Genomic DNA, 20265 nt, shown 5'->3' with positions numbered 1-20265 from the left:
GAAGAACTCAAGCACGAATTCCGGCATGTCCCCCTAGCCCCCGTTTGGTCTTCGATCACTCTATACAGGCGGCTCCTCGCCCATAAATTCCTTGATTCTCGGTGCGCTTGTGGTCGTCGCGCGCAGGTCCCGTACATGCTCTGTGCTCACCGGCCCGCCCGCAAGGTGCGCGGCCAGAACCGGTGCAACCGCCAACGGTCGTTCCAGAAACGGCAGATGACCCGCGTCCGGAACCACTTCCGTACGGCAGCGGGGCAACTCGGCCGCCAGGAGCGCCGCGTTGGCGTGGAAGACCGGCATGTCCTCGGCTCCGGTGAGCGCGAGGGTGTCGGCGGTGATCCGGGACAGGTGCCGCGGCGGATGGGTGTGGGCGCTGAGCGCGGCCATGGCGCCGTTGTCGAGTTCGGCCCAGGAGTGGCGGGCCACCACGGCCCGGATGCGGGACCGCAGTGCGGGGTGTGCCTCGGTGCCCCGGAAGATGTCGGGGGGCGAGGCCATCCACAGGTCGGCCAGCTGGTCGGCGGCGGCCGGGCCGCGCATCCGGCGCAGCATCAGCAGTTCGATGTACCGCTTGCGGGCGGCCGGGTCCGGCGGCCCGCCGGCCGGAGTGGGCGCGCCGAGCGCGAGCCGGTCCACCTCGCCGGGCGCGTCCAGGGCCATCTGCAGGGTCACGGTCGATCCGAAGGACAGGCCCACCCAGCGCCGCGCCCCTTCGGCGCGGGCCAGCTCCAGCACCCGCGCGGCCAGCGCGGGCAGCGCGGTGCCGGGGTCGAGGGGCGCGGAGCCGCCGTGGCCGGGCAGGTCGACGCCGATGTGCCGCAGCCCCGGCAGCAGGCGCCACAGGGGGCGCCAGAGCGTGGCATCCATGGTGTAGCCGTGCACCCACAGCACGGTGGGGCCGTCCCCGCCCCAGGTGCGCACGCGCAGCCCGTCGCGGGTCCCCTCGGTCTCCCCCGGCAGCGGCCCGGCCTGCGCGGCACAGGCGGCGCAGTCGGGTTCGGCGGCGCAGAGCTGCTCCGTCATGACGCCTCCGGGGTGCCGAGGTCGGTGAAGCCCTCGCAGAAGGCCCGGTACGCGACCACGGCCGCGTCCGCCTCGTCGTACCGGGGCACCACGGCGGGGTTGAGGTGCTCCCATACGTCGATGTCCTCGGCGAGTGCGCGCTCGCTGCCCGCGATCAGGGCGGGCAGCGCGGCCTCCTGGCCCTCGCGCACCCCGATGGCGACGCGGGCGACACAGCCGCCCGAGGCGTCCGGGACCGCGCCGGTGACGATGACGTGCACCTCGTCGGGGGGCCCGAACTCGGTCACCACCACGGCGGGGCTGAAGGCACGCGCGTGGAAGCGCGGGACGTACGGCTCGGCGGCGGGCGCCCCGGCCCTGCCGCGCCACGGCGAGGCGGGCATCGGGAACTCGCCGTCCATCACCAACTCGCCGTGCGCGCCGTCGCGGTGGCGCATGCCGCGCACCCGGTACACCTTGTGCAGGGCGGTGAAGTGCTCGGTGTCGAAGGCGTTCTCGACGATCAGGTCGGCGGCGGCCGCGACGGGGCGGGCGACGGCCCGGACCAGCGGATGGGTGCCGGCCAGCTCCTTGAGCGTGGCACGCATCCCGCGGTCGTCGTCGGGCCCGTCGGTGAGCCGGACGAAGACGGCCTCGCCGCACACGATCACCTCGTGCTCCCGCACCCACGGCCGCGGCCCCTCCCGCTCCGGGCGGCCCAGGCCGATACGGCGGCCGTGGAACGGACAGACCAGACAGCCGCCCTCGACCCGGCCGCCGTGCCCGAGGTGGGCGCCGCGGTGCGGGCAGTCGGCGTCGTAGACGCGCAGCCCGCCGTCGCTCCGCACAGCGACCAGGCGTCGGGTGCCGATGTCCAACGGAGCGACGTCGCCCTCCAGTTCGGAGGTGAAGGCGGCCAAGTACCAGCCCGAGTGGACGTTCACTGTCCCTGCTTCCTTGCCTTGAGTACCTCTTCGGCGGCGCGCCGTCCGTCGGCGTACGCCCCCTGCAGCCACGGCAGCGCGCGGCCCGTCACGGCGGCCTCCCCCGCGAAGAACAGCCGCCCGCCCAGCGGACGCGCCCAGCGTTCGGCCGCCGCCGTGGAGTCCGGTCCGGGCGCGCAGAACCCGCCGCCGCTGAACGGCTCGGCGGACCAGTCCGCGGTCTCCACGGCCACGATGTCCAGGGCGGCGGTCCACGGCAGCGCCACCGCCAGCAGGGCCGCCAGCTGTCCGGCGGCGCCGGCCGCCGCGCGTACGCAGGCCGCCGCGGTGTCCTTGGCGACGACGGTCACCTCGGGGCGGCCGCGCCGGCAGGACAGGAACCCGACCGCGCCGTCGGCGTCGAACACCGAGATGTCCTGGGGCGCGGGGCCGCTCAGGGTGACGACGGCGCAGTACGCGTCGCCGGGGGCGAGGGTGCGGGCGGCGGCCCGCCGGTCCTCGTCCAGCCCGTCGATGGTGAGCAGTCCGCGGTCCACGACGGCGGGCGGCACGGTGACGACCACCTGCGCGGCGGCCGCCTCGCCGTCGTCGGTGGCCAGCCGTACGCCCGAGCCGTCCGGCTCCACCGCGATCCGGCGCACCGGGACGCCGGTGCGCACCCGGACGCGCTCGGCCAGCCGCGCGGTCAGCAGATCGAGCCCACCGTGGACGGTGAACTCCCCGCACCCGCCCGCATCCTGACGCATCGCCAGCCCGGCCGCGGCGGCGTCGATCCGCCCCGGGTCGGCCGCCCAGGTCTGCCGGAACCACTCCCGGGCCACCGCCACCTCCGCCGGGGTCGCCCCGAGCGTCGTCAGCCAGGAGTCGACACTGACGGAGCCCTCCCGGTACCCGGCGAGCCTGGCCTCCGCGAGCCAGGGCGGGCAGCCCCCGCGGGCGAGCAGCGCCATCGGCCGCGCGGTGCGCCCGCTGACGACGTACGCCGCCGTCGGCCGGGGCGCCGCGGGCAGCGGCCCGAGCACGGTGTGCGCGGGGTTGCGGTCCCCGTGCACGATCTGCGCCCCCAACTCCAGTGCGGGCCCCCCGTCGGCGGGCCGGAAGCTCCGCACCCGCCCCCCGACCCGGGACCGCGCCTCCAGCACCAGCGCGTCGAGCCCCGCCTCGGCCAGCCGCCCGGCACAGGCGAGCCCGGCGACCCCGGCCCCGATCACCACGACCTCGGTCATGCGCCAACCCCCGCCCCCGTCACGGGACATCGCCCGGCACCCGCGTCGGCCCCCAGCTCCACGCCCAGCCCCGTGACCCGCCGCGGAATCAGCGTCGGCGCCCAAGTCGGCGTCGACGGGCCTGGGTTCGCGTCGGGGAAGCGGTGGACGAGGCGGGTGAGGAGGAGGGCGCCTGCCTGGCGTACCAGGCGGGCGGCGAGGCAGAAGTGGGGCCCGCCGCCGAAGGCGAGGTGAGGGTTGGGGGTGCGGTCGAGGACCGGCTCGGCGGGGTCGGTGAAGACCGCCGGGTCGCGGTTGGCCGCCGCGAGCACCGCCAGCACCCGCTGCCCGGCGGGAATCGTGCCGCCCGGCAGGGTCGCCTCGCGCAGGGTGACACGTGCGGTGAAGGGGATCGGCGCCTCCAGGCGCAGCAGTTCGTCCATGGCCGTCAGCGCGCCCTCCGCGTCGGCAGCGCGCAGCGCGGCCAGGGCGTCGGGGCGGGGCAGCAGCCAGTACAGAGCGTTGCCGATGGACTCGGCCAGCGGCTGCCAGCCGCCGACCACGGCGAGACCGAGCACCCCGAGCATCTCGCGCCGGGTGAGCCGGGGGTCGGCGGCGAGCCGGGCGAGCGGGGACGGCGGGGCCTGCTCGGCGTGCGCGTCGAGGAACCTGGTCAGCTCCCCCATCGCGGCCCGCCCCAGCCGGGCGACGGGCGGCGGGGCGAGCGGGTCGAGGTTGACGGAGACGGCCCGGGCCAGCTGGGCCAGCGTCCCCCGGTCGTCCTCGCCGAGCCCGAACAGCCGCCCCAGGACGGCCGTGGCCAGCGGTACGCCGAGCTGCTCCACCGCGTCGTCCAGGGTGCCCGCGCGGGCCGCCCGGTCGAGCACCGCGTCGGCGTCGGCGGCGACGGCGTCCTCGACCGAGGCCAGCGCGGCCGGTCCGAGCAGCAGCGCGCCCGGGGCGCGCAGCCGGGCGTGGTCGGCGCCGTCGGTGGTGAGCATGGAGACCGGCAGGTCGTCGTCACGGGCCCGCTCCCGCTGGCCCGCGGCGGCCGAGAAGGCGGGGTCCTTCAGCAGCGCGACACAGTCGGCGTGCGAGGTGACCAGCCACATCCCGGTCATCGGGTCGCGGTGCACCGGCGCGTGGGCGCGCAGCCAGTCGTACGCCGGATACGGGTCGACCCGCCCGGCCGGGGAGAAGGGGTGGGCGATCCCCGCGGGCAGCCCGGGTGTCGTCGTCATCGTCGATTGCTCCTTCCCGGACTCAGCGCACCCGCGGGCCGCGCCAGCCGAAGGTCAGGGTGGTCGCCACCAGACCGCCGACCGCCCACAGGGCCAGCACGAGTGCCACGCGGCCCAGTTCCCAGGAACCGGCCGGTTCCACGACGGTGAAGGAGTCGGGCAGGAACACCGAACGGAAGCCCTGCGCCATCCACTTCACGGGGAACAGCGCGGCGGTGTTCTGCATCCACAGCGGCAGCTTGTCGAAGGGGTAGAACACGCCGGAGATGAACTGCAGCACCATGAACACCGGTGTGACGACGGCGGACGCGGAGCGGCTGTTGGGGATGACCGCGCTGTAGGCGGTCCCGGCGAGCGCGCAGGCCGCCGTGCCGAGCGCCAGGCACCAGCCGAGGGTGGCCCAGCGCTCGGCGGTGTGTGGCAGTTCGAGGTCGAAGGCGGTGGCGGCGATGCCGATGAGCAGGACCGTCTCCAGGGCCGTGGTCACCACGACCCGCACGATCTTGCCGATGAAGTAGGCGGTCTTCGGCATGGGCGTGAGCGCGAGCCGCCGGACCAGTCCGGTGTCGCGCTCGACGGCGATGCTGATGGCGAGCCCGGAGAACGCGGTGCTCATCACGCCCGCCGCGATCACCCCGGACATGAAGACCTGCCGGAAGTCGGTGTCGGTGCCCTCCACCTTGCCGGAGAAGATCGACGCGAAGACGACGAGCAGGATCACCGGGAAGAACAGGGTGAACACCAGCGACTGCTTGTTGCGGAAGAACGCCTTCAGCTCCACACTCGACCGGGCCGCGCTCGCTCTGACCAGGGCCCGCACCCCGAAGGTCACGGCACCTCCCCCGGGCGGCCCGTCGGCGGACGGCGCCGGCGCGGCGGGCTGAGCGGTGTCGACGGCCTCGGTCAGGGGCATGCGACGGTCTCCCTGTCGATGAGGTTCAGGTAGATCTCTTCGAGGGTGGGCCGGTGCACCCGCAGTTCGGGCAGTTCCGGGCAGCCCGCCTCGCGCGCCCAGGGCAGCAGCACGGAGAGCACCCCGGAGGGCTCCGAGGTGCGCAGGGTGAGGGTGTCCGACGTGTCGTCGTGGGCCGCCTCGGTGCCGGGCGGCAGCGCGGGCAGCGCGCACTCGCGCAGCGCGGCCGTACGGCGGAACGAGACGTGGGTGCGGGTGTTGTCCCGGCCGCCCAGTTCGGACAGCGGGGCGCAGGCCGCCAGCCGTCCGCCGACGACGACTCCGGCCCGCTGGGCCAGTTCCTCCGCCTCGTCGAGGTAGTGCGTGGTCAGCACGGTGGTGCAGCCGCGGTCGGCGAACCAGCGGACCAGTTCCCACGCCTCCCGGCGGGCGACCGGGTCGAGCCCGGTGGTGGGCTCGTCCAGGAAGATCAGTTCGGGGTCCCCGACGACGCCCACGGCGACGTCGAGGCGGCGCTGCTGGCCGCCGGAGAGCGCCAGGGCCTGGGTGCGGTGGTGCCGGCCAAGACCGACCATGTCGAGCACCTGCTCGGTGCGCAGGGGTGCCGGGTACATGGCGGCGAAGTGGCTGACGACCTCCCGCACGGTCAGATCCGCGTAGGCGCCCGCCGTCTGGGGCACCACGCCGATCCGTGCCCGCCATTCCCGCGGGTCCTCGGCCGGGTCGTGGCCGAGGACCCGCACATCTCCGCTGGTGCGCTGCCGCACGCCCGTCAGGATGTCGACGGTCGTGGTCTTTCCCGCGCCGTTCGGCCCGAGCAGTGCGAACACCTCGCCCCGATGGATGTCGAGGCTGATGTCCCGCACCGCGTGGACGTCACCGTAGTCCTTGGAAAGACCGCGGACGGAGACGGGATGTCCCGTCGGCGCAGTGGGCATGGAACCCTCCAGCGAAGTGGGAATGAGTGCGGGGGCTGCCGGTCAGGTGCAGCAGCAGCAGGGGCAGCAGCAGTAGTTGCAGCCGGCGGCGACGTCGGAGAGGTCGCCCTCGCTCAGTTCGGCGGCGTCCACGGCCGGGGTGGCCGGGACGTGGAACTCGTAGCGGCCGGTCTCAAGACCCTGCTCCCAGAGGCCGACCTGGACGTCCAGGTTGCCCTCCTCGTGGCCCTCGGGGGCCTGGGTGACGATGACGATCTCGGCGTCGGCCGGGAGTTCCAGGCCGGCCTCGGCGAGCGCCGTGCGCGGCTCGGACTGCAGCCGGGCGGCGAACGACTCGTCGGACCAGGAGCTGATGAGGACGCGGGTGTAGGCGTTCACGAACTCTGCCCGCTGCTGCGGATCGAGGGCCATGTGAACTCTCCCTTCCTTACGTTTTTCCGCGCTTGGTCGGCGCGCTTTGCGATTCGGTCGTTGTGCCGGCGACGAGAAAAGATTCACACGCTCCGAATCACCCCGCCAAGACGCAAAGAGACGTAATCCAACCCTCCTGGAAATGTGAGTACTTCGGCCGCCGAAACGTGAGTATCGCGCCGTTCCGGGTAAGCATTGAGCCTGTCCGGTACGGGAGTTACTGTGGCCCCGACCGGCCGTGTCACCGAAGCGGTCGGCGCCACCAGGTGAAACGCATACTCTCATGCCGCGCCCCGTCCGGAAGGCGGGCGGAGCGGGACAGCGGGAATTCGCCCGGCGATTACGGAATTACTCACGCCGATACGTACTGCGGAACCGCAATACGTAAGGGGGCCTACGTATCCCGGGCCCACCATCCACGGAGGTTCACGTGAAACCCAGCACCGCCACCGCGGGCACTGTCCCGCCGGGGCCCGAGAAACCCGTGGACATGACGCGCATGCGGGCCGACCCGCTGGAGTTCGTGACCCGCATGCACCGCGAGTACGGCGACATCACCAGCCATCTCGGCGACGGCGAGCGGGTGTTCATGCTCCACCGCCCCGATCTCGTACGGCACGTACTGAAGGACAACGTCGCCAACTACACCAAGGCCAACACCCCCGACGACGCGATGCTGCGCCCGCTGCTCGGCAACGGTCTGCTCACCAGCAACGGCGAGGAGTGGGCCCGCCAGCGCAAGCTGTGCGCACCCGCCTTCCGCCGCACCGCCGTCACCACCTTCGACGGGATCATCACCGAGGAGACCGAGGCCCTCGTCCGGCGCTGGCGGCCCGCCATGCGCGACGGCGCCGTCCTGCCCGTCGAGCACCACCTCACCTCGCTGACCCTGGCGATCCTCACCCGGGCCGTGCTCGGCGTGGACCTGGGCACGGCGGGCGAGGGCTTCGGCCGCGCCGTGGACGCGGCCAACCGCTTCATGGGCCACTACGTACCCGACCCCGACCCGGACCCCGAGGACACGGCGCTGCGCCGCCGCGGATACGTACAGGCCCGCGCCTTCCTGCAGTTGATCGCCCGTACGGTGATCGCCTCGCGCCGCGCGGCCGGAGCCGGGGCGTCCGACCCCTCGCTGCTGGACGCGATGATCGGGCAGCTCGACGACGACGCCCTGCGCGACCAGGTGCTGACGCTGGTGATGGCGGGCCACGAGACCACCGCCAAGGCGCTGACCTGGACGCTGTACCTGCTGGACCGGCACCCCGAGGAGGCCGACCGGGTCCGCGCCGAGGTCGACCGGGTGCTCGGCGACCGCACCCCCACCGCCGCCGACCTGCCCGCCCTGGAGCACTGCCGGCGGGCCGTGGAGGAGGCGATGCGGCTGTACCCGCCGGTCTGGCTGATCTCCCGCCGCGCGGTCGGCCCGGACACCGTCGAGGGGTACGGCATCCCGGCCGGCGCCCTCGTCTGCGTCAGCCAGTGGGTGCTGCACCGCCACCCGGACCACTGGGAGCGGCCCGATGCGTACGTACCCGACCGGTTCGCCGACACCTCCGCCCTGCCGAGCCATCTGTACCTGCCCTTCGGCGGCGGGGAGCGCACCTGCATCGGACGCCATCTCGCCCTGGTCGAGGCCACGTTGGTGCTGGCCGTCCTGATGCGCTCGGCCCGGCTGGAAGTGGAGCCGGGCTTCCGGGTGGAGCCGGAGGCCCTGGTGACCCTGCGACCCAAGTACGGCATGCGAATGACTGCGAGGCCCCGATGACCACCACTCCCGCCCGTCCCGCCGCCGGTTCCTACGATCCCGCGGCCACCACCTCCGGCGGCCTGGCCGGTGAACTGGCCCGGCTGGAGGCGCAGGCCGCGCTCTCCTTCGACGAGGAGCTGCGGGTCCTGCGCGAGTCGGGCGTCGACGAGTCCTGCGGCCCCCTGGTCGAGATCGGCGCCGGGTCCGGGGCGGTCACCCGGCGGCTGCGCGCGGCGCTGCCCGGCCTGCCGGTGACCGCCGTCGACGTCGACGGCGACCTCCTCGCGCACGCCGAGGGGTGCGGCGCCGACCTGGTCGTCGCGGACGGCGCCGATCTGCCGCTCCCCGACGGCTTCGCGGGCTGTGTGCTGCTGCGGTACGTACTGCAGCACCTCGCCGACCCGCTCCCGATGCTCAGGGAGGCGCTGCGCGTACTGCGTCCCGGCGGCCGCATCGTGGTCACGGAGGTGGACGCCTCCTGCTGGGGGCTGGCCGACCCGGTCTTCCCCGAACTCGCCTCCGTGCACGCCAAGCTGACGCAGGCCCAGGCGTCGGCGGGCGGCGACCGCACGATCGGGCGGCGGCTGACCCGGCTGCTGCGCTCGGCCGGGTACGCCGAGGTGGCGCTGCGTCCGTTCGCGACCACCAACGACGACCGGCCCACCGAGGACTTCGCCCCGCACCTGGGCCCCGGCCGTCTGCAGCCGCTGGTGGCCTCCGGGGCGCTGACCCTCGCCGAGTTCGCGCTGGCCGCGGACCGCTGGAACCGCTTCCGCAAGGACCCCGACGCCTACGTGATGCTGCTCGGCCTGACGGCCACCGGCATCGCACCCACGACCTGACCCCCGGCACGACCGCTCACGCAACTCCACGGATTGGACCAAGCCCGCCATGAACCCCAACCTGCGCATCTTCCTGACGATCTTCTGCTACATCAGCGCCGTGATGGGCGTGGTCACCGCGGTGCTCAACGCCAGCCAGAAGCCCGCCGAGACCACCACCGCCGTCGTCTCCGGCGTCATCGGCGTCGTGTTCCTGTTCGCCGGTATGGCCCTGAGCCGCCGCCCCCGGCACTGACTGCGACCCCCGGACGGGACGGCGTGATGTTCTCCTTGGACGCGGTGGGCCACTTCTTCCTCGCCGCCGCCGTCGTCCTCGCCGTGTCACGGGGCGCGGGAGCCCTCATGGCACGGGCGGGCCAGCCGCGGGTCATGGGCGAGGTGGTGGCCGGCATCGCCCTGGGACCCTCGCTCCTGGGCGCGGTGAGCCCGCGGTCCGCGGCCCTGCTGTTCCCGCCGGAGGCGCTGCCCATGCTCTTTGGCCTGGCGCAACTGGGTCTGGCCTTGTTCATGTTCGCGGCCGGTCAGGAGCTGTCCACCGCGCGGCTGCGGGGCAGCGGCCGGCAGGCCCTGGCGATCAGCCAGGCGTCACTCCTGGTGCCGTTCGCGGCGGGCGTCCTGGTGGCGCTGCCGCTGCACGGCACGTACGCGCCCGACGGGGTGTCCCGGGCCGCCTTCGCGCTGTTCGTCGGCTGCGCGCTCAGCATCACCGCGTTCCCGGTGCTGGCCCGCATGCTGGAGGACCTGGGTCTGACCCGTACCCGCCCCGGGCGGCTGAGCCTGTACGCGGCGGCGGTGGGTGACGCGGGCAGCTGGCTGGCGCTCGCGGCGATCCTGGCCTTCTCACAGGGCTCCGGCCTCGGCCAGGCCCTGGTGCGCACGCTGGCGGCGGTCACCGTCGTCGCCGTGTTCCTGGGGCCGGTACGCCGTCTCGCCGCGGGCCCGCTCGCCCGCTGGACGGAGCGGGCCGAGCCGGGCGCGGCCGGCACCGCCCTGGTGGTGGCGATCGGCTGCTCGGCGGCGCTGACCGCGGCCGTCGGCATGCACCAGCTCATCGGTGCCTTCCTGGTCGGCCTGGTCTGGCCGCCCGGCCGGGGCCCCGGCGCCCACGCCGCCACGGCCCTGACCTCCACAGCCAGAACCGTCCTGCTGCCCTTCTTCTTCCTGGGCTTCGGGCTGGGCGTCGACCTGGGCGCGCTGCGGCCGACCGGGGGCACCTGCGCGGTCCTGGGCCTGCTGCTGGCCGCGGCGGTGCTGACGAAGACCGGCGGTCCCGCTCTGGCGGCACGGCTGACCGGTCTGCCGCGCCGGGAGTCCTGGGCCGTCGGCATCCTGCTGAACACGCGGGGCCTGACCGAGCTGGTCGTCCTTGAGATCGGCCACGAGGCCGGGCTGATCGACTCCACCCTGCTGGCCCTGCTCACGGCGGTGGCGCTGCTCACCACCGCGATGACGGCACCGCTGCTGGCCCGGACGGGCACGCGTCCGGACCCCGCCCCCGCGCCCCGCGGGGCCCGCGGCACGGCGAGAGCCCGCCCCGGCACCCGGCGCTGACGGCCGGTGCCCGGACGGGCTCTCGTGGGCTTGCGCGGGGCGTGCCGGTTACTCCTCGTCGCCCTCGGGCTTGTCGGCGTCGTTGATCTCCTGCTCCAGGCCCAGCTGCTCGACCAGCCACTTGTCGAACTCGATGGCGGCGCGCACCCAGCTGACCGTGGAGGACACGAAGTGCTCCAGGCTGACGCCGGTGCCGATCAGCATCTGCGCCTCGCCGATCAGGCGGACGGTGCCGTCGTCGTGGGTGTGGGTGTAGAGCTTGGGCCACAGGGTGCGCCGGTTCCAGTCGTCGATGGACTCCAGCAGCTGCGGCTTCTCGTCGATCTTGTGCGGGCGGTCGTAGAAGGTCCGCACCGAGAAGACCTGCTGCTCTCCCTCTCCACGGAACATGAAGTAGGTGCGGAACTGCTCCCACGGCGCCGCGAGGTCACCCTCGTCGTCGATGACGTACTTGAGCTCCATCTGGTCGAGGAGCTGCTTCACGAGGTCCTGATCCGGGACGACGGGGCCCGCCGGTCCTTGGGGCTGCGGCTCGGGCTGGCCCCCGAAGTTCGGAATCGAGGACGGGTCGATGCTCACCGTGTTTTTCCCTTCGTACGGATTCCGCCATCCTCCCCCATGCGGGGAGGGGGGTGGCAAGCCCGGACGGGGCCTGTCAGCCTTCGGCTGACAAGATCTGGCCGGTACGGAGAGCGGGGGACATGTACAGGACAGCAAAAACGGCGCCCGGACGGACCAGATGGGGGATCGTGGCCGGGATCCTGGCACTGCCGGTCCTGGCCATCGGCGGGCTCATCGCGCTGATCGTGTTCTACGTACTGTTCCAGGCCGACCACGACGGATACGCGGGGCAGAACGTCCCCTGCGCCGACGTGCTGCACTTCGGCGGCGCCGAGCTGCCCGAGGGCGCCGAGGAGGTCGGCCCCTGCACGGAGCAGGGGTTCCAGGAGCTGCGCTACGTCGCCCGCTTCCGCATGCCCCGCGCCGAGGTGACCGACTGGCTGCTCTCGTCCTACGCCTCCGTCCCCGAGCCGGGGCCCTGCGGGTCCCTGGACGCGGACCTGTGCCTAACCGCGGAACACCCCGACGGCCACCCCGACGCCGGCGCGGGCACCGTCACCGTGGAGGTGAAGTACAAGGACTCCGAGACCGCGCAGGTCAGCTTCCTCGCCTCCACCGACTGACGGCGCCCGGCCGCGTTACAGCGTCTTCCCGGTCGTCGGCCCCACGAGCAGCCCGTCGCCGAAGGTGTCGACCCGGACCGTGTCCCCGTCCTTGATCTCGCCCGCCAGGATCTCCTTGGCGAGCCGGTCGCCGATGGCCGTCTGGACCAGGCGGCGCAGCGGGCGGGCGCCGTAGGCCGGATCGTTGCCCTCGTCGGCGAGCCAGGCCAGGGCCGCGTCGGTGACCTCCAGGGTGAGGCGGCGCTCGGCGAGCCGCTTGGCCAGGCGGTCGATCTGCAGGCGGGCGATCCGGGACAGCTCGTCCTTGGTGAGCGCGGAGAAGACCACCAGGTCGTCCAGGCGGTTGAGGAACTCCGGCTTGAAGGACGCGCGGACGACCTCCAGCACCTGCTCCTTCTTCTCCTCCTCGCTGCTGATCGGGTCCACCAGGAACTGGCTGCCCAGGTTGGAGGTGAGCACCAGGATGGTGTTGCGGAAGTCGACCGTGCGACCCTGTCCGTCGGTGAGCCGTCCGTCGTCCAGCACCTGGAGCAGGATGTCGAAGACCTCCGGGTGCGCCTTCTCCACCTCGTCCAGCAGGACGACGGAGTACGGGCGACGGCGTACCGCCTCGGTCAGCTGGCCGCCCTCCTCGTAGCCGATGTAGCCGGGCGGGGCGCCGACCAGGCGGGCCACGCTGTGCTTCTCGCCGTACTCGGACATGTCGATGCGGACCATGGCCCGCTCGTCGTCGAAGAGGAAGTCGGCGAGCGCCTTGGCCAGTTCGGTCTTGCCGACGCCGGTCGGGCCGAGGAAGAGGAAGGAACCGGTGGGCCGGTCCGGGTCGGCGATGCCGGCGCGGGTGCGCCGTACCGCGTCGGAGACGGCCTGCACGGCCTCCGACTGGCCGATCAGGCGCTTGCCCAGTTCCTCCTCCATGCGCAGCAGCTTCTGCGTCTCGCCCTCCATCAGGCGCCCGGCGGGGATGCCGGTCCAGGCGGCCACGGTGTCGGCGATGTCGTCGGCGCCGACCTCCTCCTTGACCATGGTGTCCTTGGCGGCCTCCTCCTCGGCCTGCGAGGCGGCGGCCAGGTCCCGCTCCAGGGAGGGGATCTCGCCGTACAGCAGCTTGGAGGCGGTGTCGAAGTCGCCGTCGCGCTGGGCCCGTTCGGCCTGGCCGCGCAACTCGTCGAGCTTCTCCTTGAGTTCACCGACCCGGTTGAGGGACTGCTTCTCCTTCTCCCAGCGTGCGGTGAGCCCCCGCAGCTCCTCCTCCTTGTCGGCGAGGTCGCGGCGCAGCCGCTCCAGGCGCTCCTGGGAGGCCGGGTCGGTCTCCTTGCTCAGCGCCAGCTCCTCCATGCGCAACCGGTCGACGGCGCGCTGGAGTTCGTCGATCTCCACGGGCGAGGAGTCGATCTCCATACGGAGCCGGGAGGCAGCCTCGTCGACCAGGTCGATGGCCTTGTCGGGCAGGAAGCGGGAGGTGATGTACCGGTCGGAGAGGGTGGCCGCGGCGACCAGCGCGCTGTCGGCGATCTGCACCTTGTGGTGGGCCTCGTAGCGGCCCTTGAGCCCGCGCAGGATCGCGATGGTGTCCTCGACGGTCGGCTCGGCGACCAGCACCTGCTGGAAGCGCCGCTCCAGCGCCGGGTCCTTCTCGATCCGCTCGCGGTACTCGTCGAGCGTGGTGGCGCCGACCATGCGCAGCTCACCGCGGGCGAGCATGGGCTTGAGCATGTTCCCGGCGTCCATGGCGGAGTCGCCGCCCGCACCGGCGCCGACGACGGTGTGCAGCTCGTCGATGAAGGTGATGATCTGCCCGTCGGAGTCCTTGATCTCCGCGAGCACGGTCTTCAGCCGCTCCTCGAACTCACCGCGGTACTTGGCGCCCGCGACCATCGCGCCGAGGTCCAGCGCGACCAGCCGCTTGTCCTTCAGCGACTCGGGCACGTCCCCCTTCACGATCCGCTGGGCGAGCCCCTCCACGACGGCCGTCTTGCCGACGCCGGGCTCGCCGATGAGCACGGGGTTGTTCTTCGTACGGCGCGACAGCACCTGCACGACCCGGCGGATCTCCTGGTCCCGGCCGATGACCGGGTCGAGCCGGCCCTCGCGCGCGGCGGCCGTCAGATCGGTACCGAACTTCTCCAGGGCCTTGTACTGGCCCTCCGGATCGGCGGTGGTCACCCGGCGTCCTCCCCTTGCCTTCCTGAACGCCTCCAGCAGCTTCTCCGCGGTGGCCCCCTGCCGGGAGAGTACGTCCCCGGCCTGGCCGCCCTTGGCGGCGATACCGATGAGCAGGTGCTCGGTGGACAGGTACTCGTCACCGAGGTCCTTGGCCCTGGCCTGCGCGTCGGCGATCACGGCGAGCAGTTCCCGGTTGGGCTGCGGCGGGGCGACGGTGGACCCGGTCACGCTGGGCAGCCCGGCGAGCACCTTCTCGGCGCCGGAACGCACGGCGGCCTGGTCGGCCTCGACGGCGGCGAGCAGGTCGGTGATGTTCTCGTTGTCCTGGCCCTGGAGCAGAGCCAGCAGCAGATGGGCCGGCGTGAGGTCCGGGTGCCCCTCGGTCAGCGCCCGGTTACCGGCCGCGTTGATCGCTTCCCGGCTCCTGTTGGTCAGCTCTGCGTCCACGTGTGCGCTCTCCTCCTGTTCGACAGCCCTGTCCACGCTGACTCATCCAACGTACACAAAGTTGAGTCTATTCCACTCAAGTATGTCCCGGGAGGCTTCCGCGGACTAAGTTCCGGCACCATGACTCACTCCGTGGACCCGGGCGCGCCCGACACCCCGTTCCTCAGCTTCTGGCGGGAACGGCACCTGTGCACGCTGACGACGCTGCGACCGGACGGCAGCCCCCATGTGGTGCCGGTGGGTGTGACCTACGACCCCGGGGCACGGCTGGCCCGGGTGATCACGAACAAGAACAGCAGGAAGGTGGCCCATGTCCTGGCCGCCGGGCCGGACGGGGCACGGGTCGCGGTGTGCCAGGTGGACGGCGGGCGGTGGGCGACGCTGGAGGGGCGGGCGCGGGTGCGCACCGAGCCGGAACGGGTCGCGGACGCCGTACAGCGCTACGCCGAGCGCTACGAGCGCATGCCCGCCCCCAATCCGGACCGCGTGGTGATCGAGATCGAGCTGGAGCGGGCCATGGGACGCGGCTGAGCCGCCCGCCCGTCGACTTCCGGCCACCGCGGATGTTGGTTGATAACCGGAAATGTCCCGCAAAACACAGCGGCGTCACCGTGTTCAGGTCACGGTGACGCCGCTGCGGGGGGAAGCACCTGAGCGATCTTTTACGACGGGGGAATCGCGTCAGGCACTGCGGGGGGTGGCTGAGATGGTCCGGGGTGCCGGGACCCCCGGGTCCACCACTTGCTGGTGGTCCCGCTGGTCCAGGTTCACAAAGATCATTCCGTAGCGGATGGCGCATCGCACGGGCTGCGGCGCGCCCCGGGGCCGGCGCAGGCACCGGTAGGCCCGCACGTCCTCGTCCTCGTCCCGGGTGACGACGACCGGTTCTCCGAAGACGGTCACCATCAACGAGTCACCGGGGTGGGGGATCGCGGTGACAAGATCGATGAAGTGCCATCCGGAGCGGTAGGCGGTGGCCATTTCGCGACGGAAGGTTCGGTCGTCGGGTGGGGTGGTCATGCCGGAGCACTCCAGCTGCTGTCGTCCGTGCTCCAGGAGCTGTCGCCGGGCACCTTGGAGGAGCTCCACGAGCTGTCACCCGGCGCCTCGGAGGCCGCGACGACCCAGCTACTGTCCCCGGCGACGGTCACTGTCGCGGTACGCCAGCTGCTGTCCGCCCGGGCATCGCCCTTCGCCCCGGCCAGGCCACCCAGCACTCCAACAGCCACAACGGCGGAGAAGGCGGCGGCAAGCGCCGAGCGAAGCATCTTCTTATGCATAGTCGGCTTCGTCCTCATCTGAAGGTCACCTCTCCCCCGTCGATTAAGACGATGGCCCATTCCGGCACGTCATGGCCACACGATCGGTGCATCATGTTCCTGCACGTTCAGGACCCTGGGGGGTGGAGAATTGGCCACGAATGAGACTAAGGGGACACATCCTCACGCGCTGACGGAGCTTTGCGACGAAGGCCGTCGTCTCTACGGCAACGCACTCCGGACGGGACGGATCACCCGCGCGGACGTCGAACCCGCGCCCTGTCTGATGGAGTTCGCCCTCCTTCATCCCGACCCCGATGACGCGAACTGGCTGCGACCGGTCCCCCCGTCGGTCGCGCTGGCGCAGCGGATGAACCCGATCGAGCGCGAGATCAGCGCACAGCGCCGGCTGTCCATCGAACTCGCCGAAGCATTCGAGCCGTTTATGACGCTCAGCGCACAGGCACCGGCCACCACCCACTCCATCACCGTGCTGGAGGGCATCGAGCGGATCAACGCCGCCCTCGACTTGGCCACCGCCCAGTGCACCACCGAGATGCTCACGGTCCAGCCGATGCGCCGCCGCCCCGAGCACACCCTGAACCAGGCCCTGGAGCGCGACCGCCCGCTGATCGAGCGCGGCTGCCGCATCCGCACCCTCTACCAGCACCCCGCCCGCTACAGCCCCGAGACCCTCGCGTACGTCTCCCAGTTCACCGACGGCAAGGTGGAGTACCGCACCATCGACGAACTCGTCGAGCGGCTGATCATCTGCGACGAGACCGTCGCCTTCATCCCCACCCGCTCCGACGGCGAGGTCGCCCTCGAACTGCGCCACCCCGGACTCGTCCGCTACCTCATCAAGGTCTTCGAGTTCATGTGGGGCCGCGCCGTCCCGCTGAGCACCGGCGCCCCGTACGAGACCGACACCGACGGCATCACCGAGATCCAGCACTCCATCGCCAAGCTGCTCGTCGAGGGCCACGTCGACGAGGCCATCGCCCGCCGCCTGGGGATGAACGTACGCACCTGCCGCGCCCACATAGCCAAGCTCGCCACCGCCCTCGGCAGCGGCAGCCGCGCCCAGCTCGGCTATCTCATAGCCCAGTCGGGCATCCTCGACCAGGACCGCACCGTGCCTGGACAGGACAGCCACCTGTGACCGTGCAGCACCGGCACGCCACGGACGAGGACATCTGCGCCGCGGGGGTGGCCCTGTACAGCCGTGCGCTGCGCGAGGGCCGGGTCCCGGCGGGCGAGGCGGCGGACCTGCCCTGCCTCCTGCGGGCCGGGCTGCTCCACCCCGACCTCGACGACACCCGCTGGTTATGCCCGGTCGCGCCCGTGCTGGCCCTGCCCCGCCTGCTGCACACCATCGCCGAGGACGTCGCCCGGCAACGGCGGGCCGAGGCCCGGCTGGTGGAGGTCTTCGCGCCGCTGATCCGCATCGACAGCAGACGCACCGGAGCGCAGGGCACCCCCACCATCAGCGTGCACAGCGGGCTCGACCGCATCCGGCAGACCATCACCGCGATAATGGCCGACAGCTCCGGCGAACTGCTCGCCATCCAGCCGCACATCAGCCACACCCAGGCCGCGCCCGACTCCCGGGCCGACGCCCTCACCCGCGACCAGGAGTTCCTCGACCGCGGCGGCCGCATCCGCACCATCTACCAGCACACGCTGCGCCACTCGCCCTCCGTCCGGGCCCGCTACGAGCAGCTCAAGGGCGACGCGGAGGCCCGCACCCTCGACGAGGTCACCGACCGTCTGCTGATCATGGACCGTGCGGTGGCCTTCATCCCCGCGAACGCCCACCGCTCGCTCGCCCTGGAGATCCGCCAGCCGGCCCTCGTGGAGTTCCTCGCCACCGCCTTCGACCGCCTGTGGCGGCTGGCCACCCCGCTGTACCCCGAGAGGGCCGCGCAGCGTCCCCCGGACGGCATCACGCCCCGGCAGCGGGCCATCGCCCGCCTCCTCGTCGAGGGGCACACCGACACCGTCGTCGCCGACCGCCTCGGCATGAACGTCCGTACCGCCCGCGTCCACATCGCCAAGCTCGCCTCCGCCCTCGGCAGCGACAGCCGGGCCCAGCTCGGCTACCTCATCGCGACGTCGGGCATCCTCGACCAGCAAGGAGGGGCCCCATGACCGCGGCGCCGCACCCCGAGCACGGTGTGGAGGACCTGTGCGACGCGGCGGCCGAGCTGTACGAACGGGCCCTGCGCGAGGGCCACATCGGGGCCGACGACGCGGCGGGCGTCCCCTGCCTGACCGAACTGGAACTGCTCTACCCGGGCATGACGGCCCCCGGCCGCCTGGAGCCGCTGTCCCCGGCGGTGGCCCTGCACCAGATGCTGCGTACGGCCGAGGAGCGGGTCGCGGAGGAGCGCCGCCGGGAGGAGCGGCTGACCGCGCTGTTCGAGCCGCTGATGCGCATCGACGGCCCGCCGGGGCGTGCCTCCGACCTGCCCTCGGTGACCGTCCTGAGCGGCCTGGACCGGATCGCCGGGACCATCGACGCGGCGATGGCGGCCGGAGCCCTGGAGCTGCTCGCCGTACAGCCGCACGTCACGCACACCCAGTCGCCGCCCAGCGCGCACGCCGAGGCCATGGCCCGCGACCAGGCCCTGCTGGACCGCGGCGGCCGGATCCGCACCCTCTACCAGCACACCCTGCGCCACGCGCCCACCGTCACCGCCCGCTACGAGCGGCTGCGCGGGGACGTGCAGGCGCGCACCCTGGACGAGGTGACGGAACGTCTCATCGTCCTGGACCGCACGGTCGCCTTCGTCCCGGCGAACGCAAACCGCACCCTCGCCCTGGAGATCCGCCACCCCGCGATCGTCGCCTTCCTCGCGACCGTCTTCGACCGCCTGTGGCGGCTGGCCACGCCCATGTACCCGGAGGCCGTCCAGCAGCCCGTCCTCGACGGCATCACGCCCCGCCAGCGGGCCATCGCGGCGCTGCTCGTGGAGGGCCACACGGACGAGGTCATCGCGAACCGGCTCGGCATGAACGTGCGCACCGCCCGTGTGCACATCGCCAAGCTGGCGGCGACGCTGGGCAGCGACAGCCGGGCCCAGCTCGGCTATCTCATCGCCCGGTCCGGGATCCTCGGTCGGGCAGGCTCATAGCGGGCGCGGGCACCCCGTCCGCGGCCTGCGCGGGCCCGACCAGGCCCACCTGGGCGATCCGCACGCCCAGCTGGGTGCGGCTGGCCGCGCCGAGCGTCTCGGAGAGCCGGGCGATATGGGCCCGGCAGGTGCGCACGCTGATGCCCAGGCGCTCGGCGATGACCGCGTCCTGGTGGCCCTCGGCGAGCAGCGCGGCGATGGAGCGCTCGCGGTAGGAGATGCCCTCGATGCCGGTGTCCGGCAGCGGAGCGGTGAGCGGGATCGCCAGCCGCCACAGCCGCTCGAAGACCGTCACCAGGTACTGCACGAGCGCCGGGTGGCGCAGTTCCAGGGCGAGGGTGCGGTCGGCGTTGGCGGGGATGAAGGCGACCGTGCGGTCGAAGAGGATGAGCCGGTCGATGACCTCCTCCAGGGTGCGGGCCTCCACCGCGTCGCCCATCAGCTCCAGGTAGGTGAGCAGCCCCTGCCCGTGCCGGGCGACATGGGTGTACAGGTCCCGCATCCGCACCCCGCGGGCGCGCAGCGCCATCGCCCGGTGCAGGCCCTCGGTCAGCTCGTGCTCGGGGCGGATGCCGCCCGGCTGCACGGTGAGCACCTCGGTGGTGCAGGCCTCGGTGGCCGCGTCCATCGCGGCCTGGATCCGGGAGAGCCCGTCCAGGACCCGGATGGCGCTGCCCTCGCCGGCGGGCTTCTGCGGCAGCGGGCCGAGTCCGGCGTACCACTCGAAGGCGGCCACCGCCGAGCCCATCCGCCGCTGGCTGGCGCTGACCTCGTCGTACACCCCGCGCAGCAGCCGGGTCATCACCTCCTGCGGGGAGGTCGGCAGCAGCCAGGCCATGTCGTCCGGGTCCGGGTGGAGCAGGGCCAGCTCCACCAGACAGGGCACCTCTTCCGCGTCCGCGCGGGGCACCCGGCCGCGCCGCACGGCGCGGGAGTACACCCGGTCCCCGACCTCGCACAGTCGGTCAGCACCGTGTGGGTGCTCGTCCATCCCGTGCCCGGCCATCGCCCATCCCACCCCCGGTTTCCGCGTGTTCCGCAGCGCAACTATGCGCGGACGAAGCGTGCTCCGCAACACGCCTCAGGGACGTCGGCGCCCCAACTTCGGCCGTTATGTCAGCCTTTGGCTCCGGACACGTGATCATGCATTCCGGACATGCCGAAGGGGCCCGGTCCGAAACGGGACGCTGTTGGTTTATTCGGGCCCTGCGTGACGTCGGCCTTCAAGACCCGGTTGTGGTCTTGAAGGCCGTCGTTGTCGTATGGGGTGGATGCGGA

Annotated in this window: 21 protein-coding genes; 9 read left to right on the top strand and 12 right to left on the bottom strand. The window is 72.6% G+C overall.

Annotated features, from left to right (window positions below):
• Positions 1-60: 60 nt before the first annotated feature.
• The 7 genes from ACZ7L7_RS32940 to ACZ7L7_RS32910 are packed head-to-tail and all read right to left on the bottom strand — an operon-like array spanning position 61 to position 6654.
• Positions 61-1023 (bottom strand): alpha/beta fold hydrolase, encoded by a 963-nt coding sequence (locus tag ACZ7L7_RS32940; protein ID WP_471431034.1) that lies wholly within the window; start codon positions 1021-1023, stop codon positions 61-63.
• On the bottom strand, positions 1020-1946 hold the full coding sequence (locus ACZ7L7_RS32935) for a Rieske 2Fe-2S domain-containing protein (protein WP_453600417.1): 927 nt from the start codon (positions 1944-1946) through the stop codon (positions 1020-1022). Before ACZ7L7_RS32935 ends, ACZ7L7_RS32940 begins: the two co-directional genes overlap by 4 nt.
• On the bottom strand, positions 1943-3172 hold the full coding sequence (locus tag ACZ7L7_RS32930) for a flavin monoamine oxidase family protein (protein WP_472077812.1): 1230 nt from the start codon (positions 3170-3172) through the stop codon (positions 1943-1945). The genes ACZ7L7_RS32935 and ACZ7L7_RS32930 overlap by 4 nt, the downstream gene beginning before the upstream one ends.
• Entirely contained in the window at positions 3169-4392 is a 1224-nt protein-coding gene (locus tag ACZ7L7_RS32925; RefSeq protein WP_285514317.1) for a cytochrome P450, read from the bottom strand. The genes ACZ7L7_RS32930 and ACZ7L7_RS32925 overlap by 4 nt, the downstream gene beginning before the upstream one ends.
• A 22-nt stretch (positions 4393-4414) precedes the next feature.
• Positions 4415-5305, bottom strand: coding sequence for an ABC transporter permease (locus tag ACZ7L7_RS32920; RefSeq protein ID WP_285514318.1), 891 nt, complete (start codon positions 5303-5305; stop codon positions 4415-4417).
• Positions 5296-6243 carry an ABC transporter ATP-binding protein gene (locus ACZ7L7_RS32915; protein WP_472077811.1) on the bottom strand — a complete coding sequence of 316 codons (948 nt, stop codon included), beginning with the start codon at positions 6241-6243 and terminating at the stop codon, positions 5296-5298. Before ACZ7L7_RS32915 ends, ACZ7L7_RS32920 begins: the two co-directional genes overlap by 10 nt.
• 42 nt (positions 6244-6285) lie before the next feature.
• Positions 6286-6654 (bottom strand): hypothetical protein, encoded by a 369-nt coding sequence (locus ACZ7L7_RS32910; protein WP_250747834.1) that lies wholly within the window; start codon positions 6652-6654, stop codon positions 6286-6288.
• A gap of 430 nt (positions 6655-7084) precedes the next feature.
• Between ACZ7L7_RS32910 and ACZ7L7_RS32905 the strand changes: the two genes are divergently transcribed.
• Genes ACZ7L7_RS32905 through ACZ7L7_RS32890 form a run of 4 tightly spaced genes read left to right on the top strand, consistent with a single transcriptional unit; the run spans position 7085 to position 10794 of the window.
• Positions 7085-8419, top strand: coding sequence for a cytochrome P450 (locus tag ACZ7L7_RS32905; protein ID WP_285514320.1), 1335 nt, complete (start codon positions 7085-7087; stop codon positions 8417-8419).
• Positions 8416-9243 (top strand): class I SAM-dependent methyltransferase, encoded by an 828-nt coding sequence (locus ACZ7L7_RS32900; RefSeq protein WP_261719004.1) that lies wholly within the window; start codon positions 8416-8418, stop codon positions 9241-9243. Before ACZ7L7_RS32905 ends, ACZ7L7_RS32900 begins: the two co-directional genes overlap by 4 nt.
• A 49-nt stretch (positions 9244-9292) precedes the next feature.
• Positions 9293-9478: a hypothetical protein gene (locus tag ACZ7L7_RS32895; protein ID WP_250747840.1), complete on the top strand. Its 186-nt coding sequence runs from the start codon at positions 9293-9295 to the stop codon at positions 9476-9478.
• Positions 9479-9504: 26 nt separating this feature from the next.
• Positions 9505-10794, top strand: a complete 1290-nt coding sequence (locus tag ACZ7L7_RS32890; protein WP_472077810.1) for a cation:proton antiporter — start codon at positions 9505-9507, stop codon at positions 10792-10794.
• A gap of 48 nt (positions 10795-10842) precedes the next feature.
• On the opposite strand, the gene ACZ7L7_RS32885 is transcribed toward ACZ7L7_RS32890, so the two are convergent.
• Entirely contained in the window at positions 10843-11373 is a 531-nt protein-coding gene (locus ACZ7L7_RS32885) for a YbjN domain-containing protein (RefSeq protein WP_472077809.1), read from the bottom strand.
• 170 nt (positions 11374-11543) lie between these two features.
• Between ACZ7L7_RS32885 and ACZ7L7_RS32880 the strand changes: the two genes are divergently transcribed.
• Positions 11544-11978 carry a hypothetical protein gene (locus tag ACZ7L7_RS32880; RefSeq protein ID WP_472077808.1) on the top strand — a complete coding sequence of 145 codons (435 nt, stop codon included), beginning with the start codon at positions 11544-11546 and terminating at the stop codon, positions 11976-11978.
• A gap of 15 nt (positions 11979-11993) precedes the next feature.
• Here ACZ7L7_RS32880 and clpB read toward each other — a convergent pair whose 3' ends face one another.
• Positions 11994-14591 (bottom strand): ATP-dependent chaperone ClpB, encoded by a 2598-nt coding sequence (clpB, locus tag ACZ7L7_RS32875; RefSeq protein WP_472077807.1) that lies wholly within the window; start codon positions 14589-14591, stop codon positions 11994-11996.
• Between the two features lie 120 nt (positions 14592-14711).
• Between clpB and ACZ7L7_RS32870 the strand changes: the two genes are divergently transcribed.
• Positions 14712-15122 carry a pyridoxamine 5'-phosphate oxidase family protein gene (locus tag ACZ7L7_RS32870; RefSeq protein ID WP_471592701.1) on the top strand — a complete coding sequence of 137 codons (411 nt, stop codon included), beginning with the start codon at positions 14712-14714 and terminating at the stop codon, positions 15120-15122.
• A gap of 150 nt (positions 15123-15272) precedes the next feature.
• Here ACZ7L7_RS32870 and ACZ7L7_RS32865 read toward each other — a convergent pair whose 3' ends face one another.
• The gene (locus ACZ7L7_RS32865) at positions 15273-15611 is read right to left on the bottom strand and encodes a Rieske (2Fe-2S) protein (protein WP_093722003.1); all 339 of its coding nucleotides are present in this window, start codon (positions 15609-15611) and stop codon (positions 15273-15275) included.
• Positions 15608-15871: a hypothetical protein gene (locus ACZ7L7_RS32860; RefSeq protein ID WP_471431020.1), complete on the bottom strand. Its 264-nt coding sequence runs from the start codon at positions 15869-15871 to the stop codon at positions 15608-15610. The genes ACZ7L7_RS32865 and ACZ7L7_RS32860 overlap by 4 nt, the downstream gene beginning before the upstream one ends.
• 130 nt (positions 15872-16001) lie before the next feature.
• Between ACZ7L7_RS32860 and ACZ7L7_RS32855 the strand changes: the two genes are divergently transcribed.
• Genes ACZ7L7_RS32855 through ACZ7L7_RS32845 form a run of 3 tightly spaced genes read left to right on the top strand, consistent with a single transcriptional unit; the run spans position 16002 to position 18987 of the window.
• Complete coding sequence (locus tag ACZ7L7_RS32855; RefSeq protein ID WP_093722002.1) at positions 16002-17012, top strand: helix-turn-helix domain-containing protein; 1011 nt, start codon at positions 16002-16004, stop codon at positions 17010-17012.
• A complete protein-coding gene (locus tag ACZ7L7_RS32850; protein WP_471431018.1) occupies positions 17009-18001 on the top strand; it encodes a helix-turn-helix transcriptional regulator in 993 nt (330 codons plus the stop codon). Before ACZ7L7_RS32855 ends, ACZ7L7_RS32850 begins: the two co-directional genes overlap by 4 nt.
• Entirely contained in the window at positions 17998-18987 is a 990-nt protein-coding gene (locus ACZ7L7_RS32845) for a helix-turn-helix transcriptional regulator (protein WP_471431016.1), read from the top strand. Before ACZ7L7_RS32850 ends, ACZ7L7_RS32845 begins: the two co-directional genes overlap by 4 nt.
• Here the strand turns inward: ACZ7L7_RS32845 and ACZ7L7_RS32840 are convergent.
• Positions 18947-19993 carry a helix-turn-helix transcriptional regulator gene (locus tag ACZ7L7_RS32840; protein ID WP_471431015.1) on the bottom strand — a complete coding sequence of 349 codons (1047 nt, stop codon included), beginning with the start codon at positions 19991-19993 and terminating at the stop codon, positions 18947-18949. The genes ACZ7L7_RS32845 and ACZ7L7_RS32840 overlap by 41 nt on opposite strands.
• Between the last annotated feature and the right edge of the window lie 272 nt (positions 19994-20265).

Source organism: Streptomyces sp. NPDC110618 (genome assembly GCF_055657065.1).
This window is presented reverse-complemented; position numbering and strand designations above follow the sequence as displayed.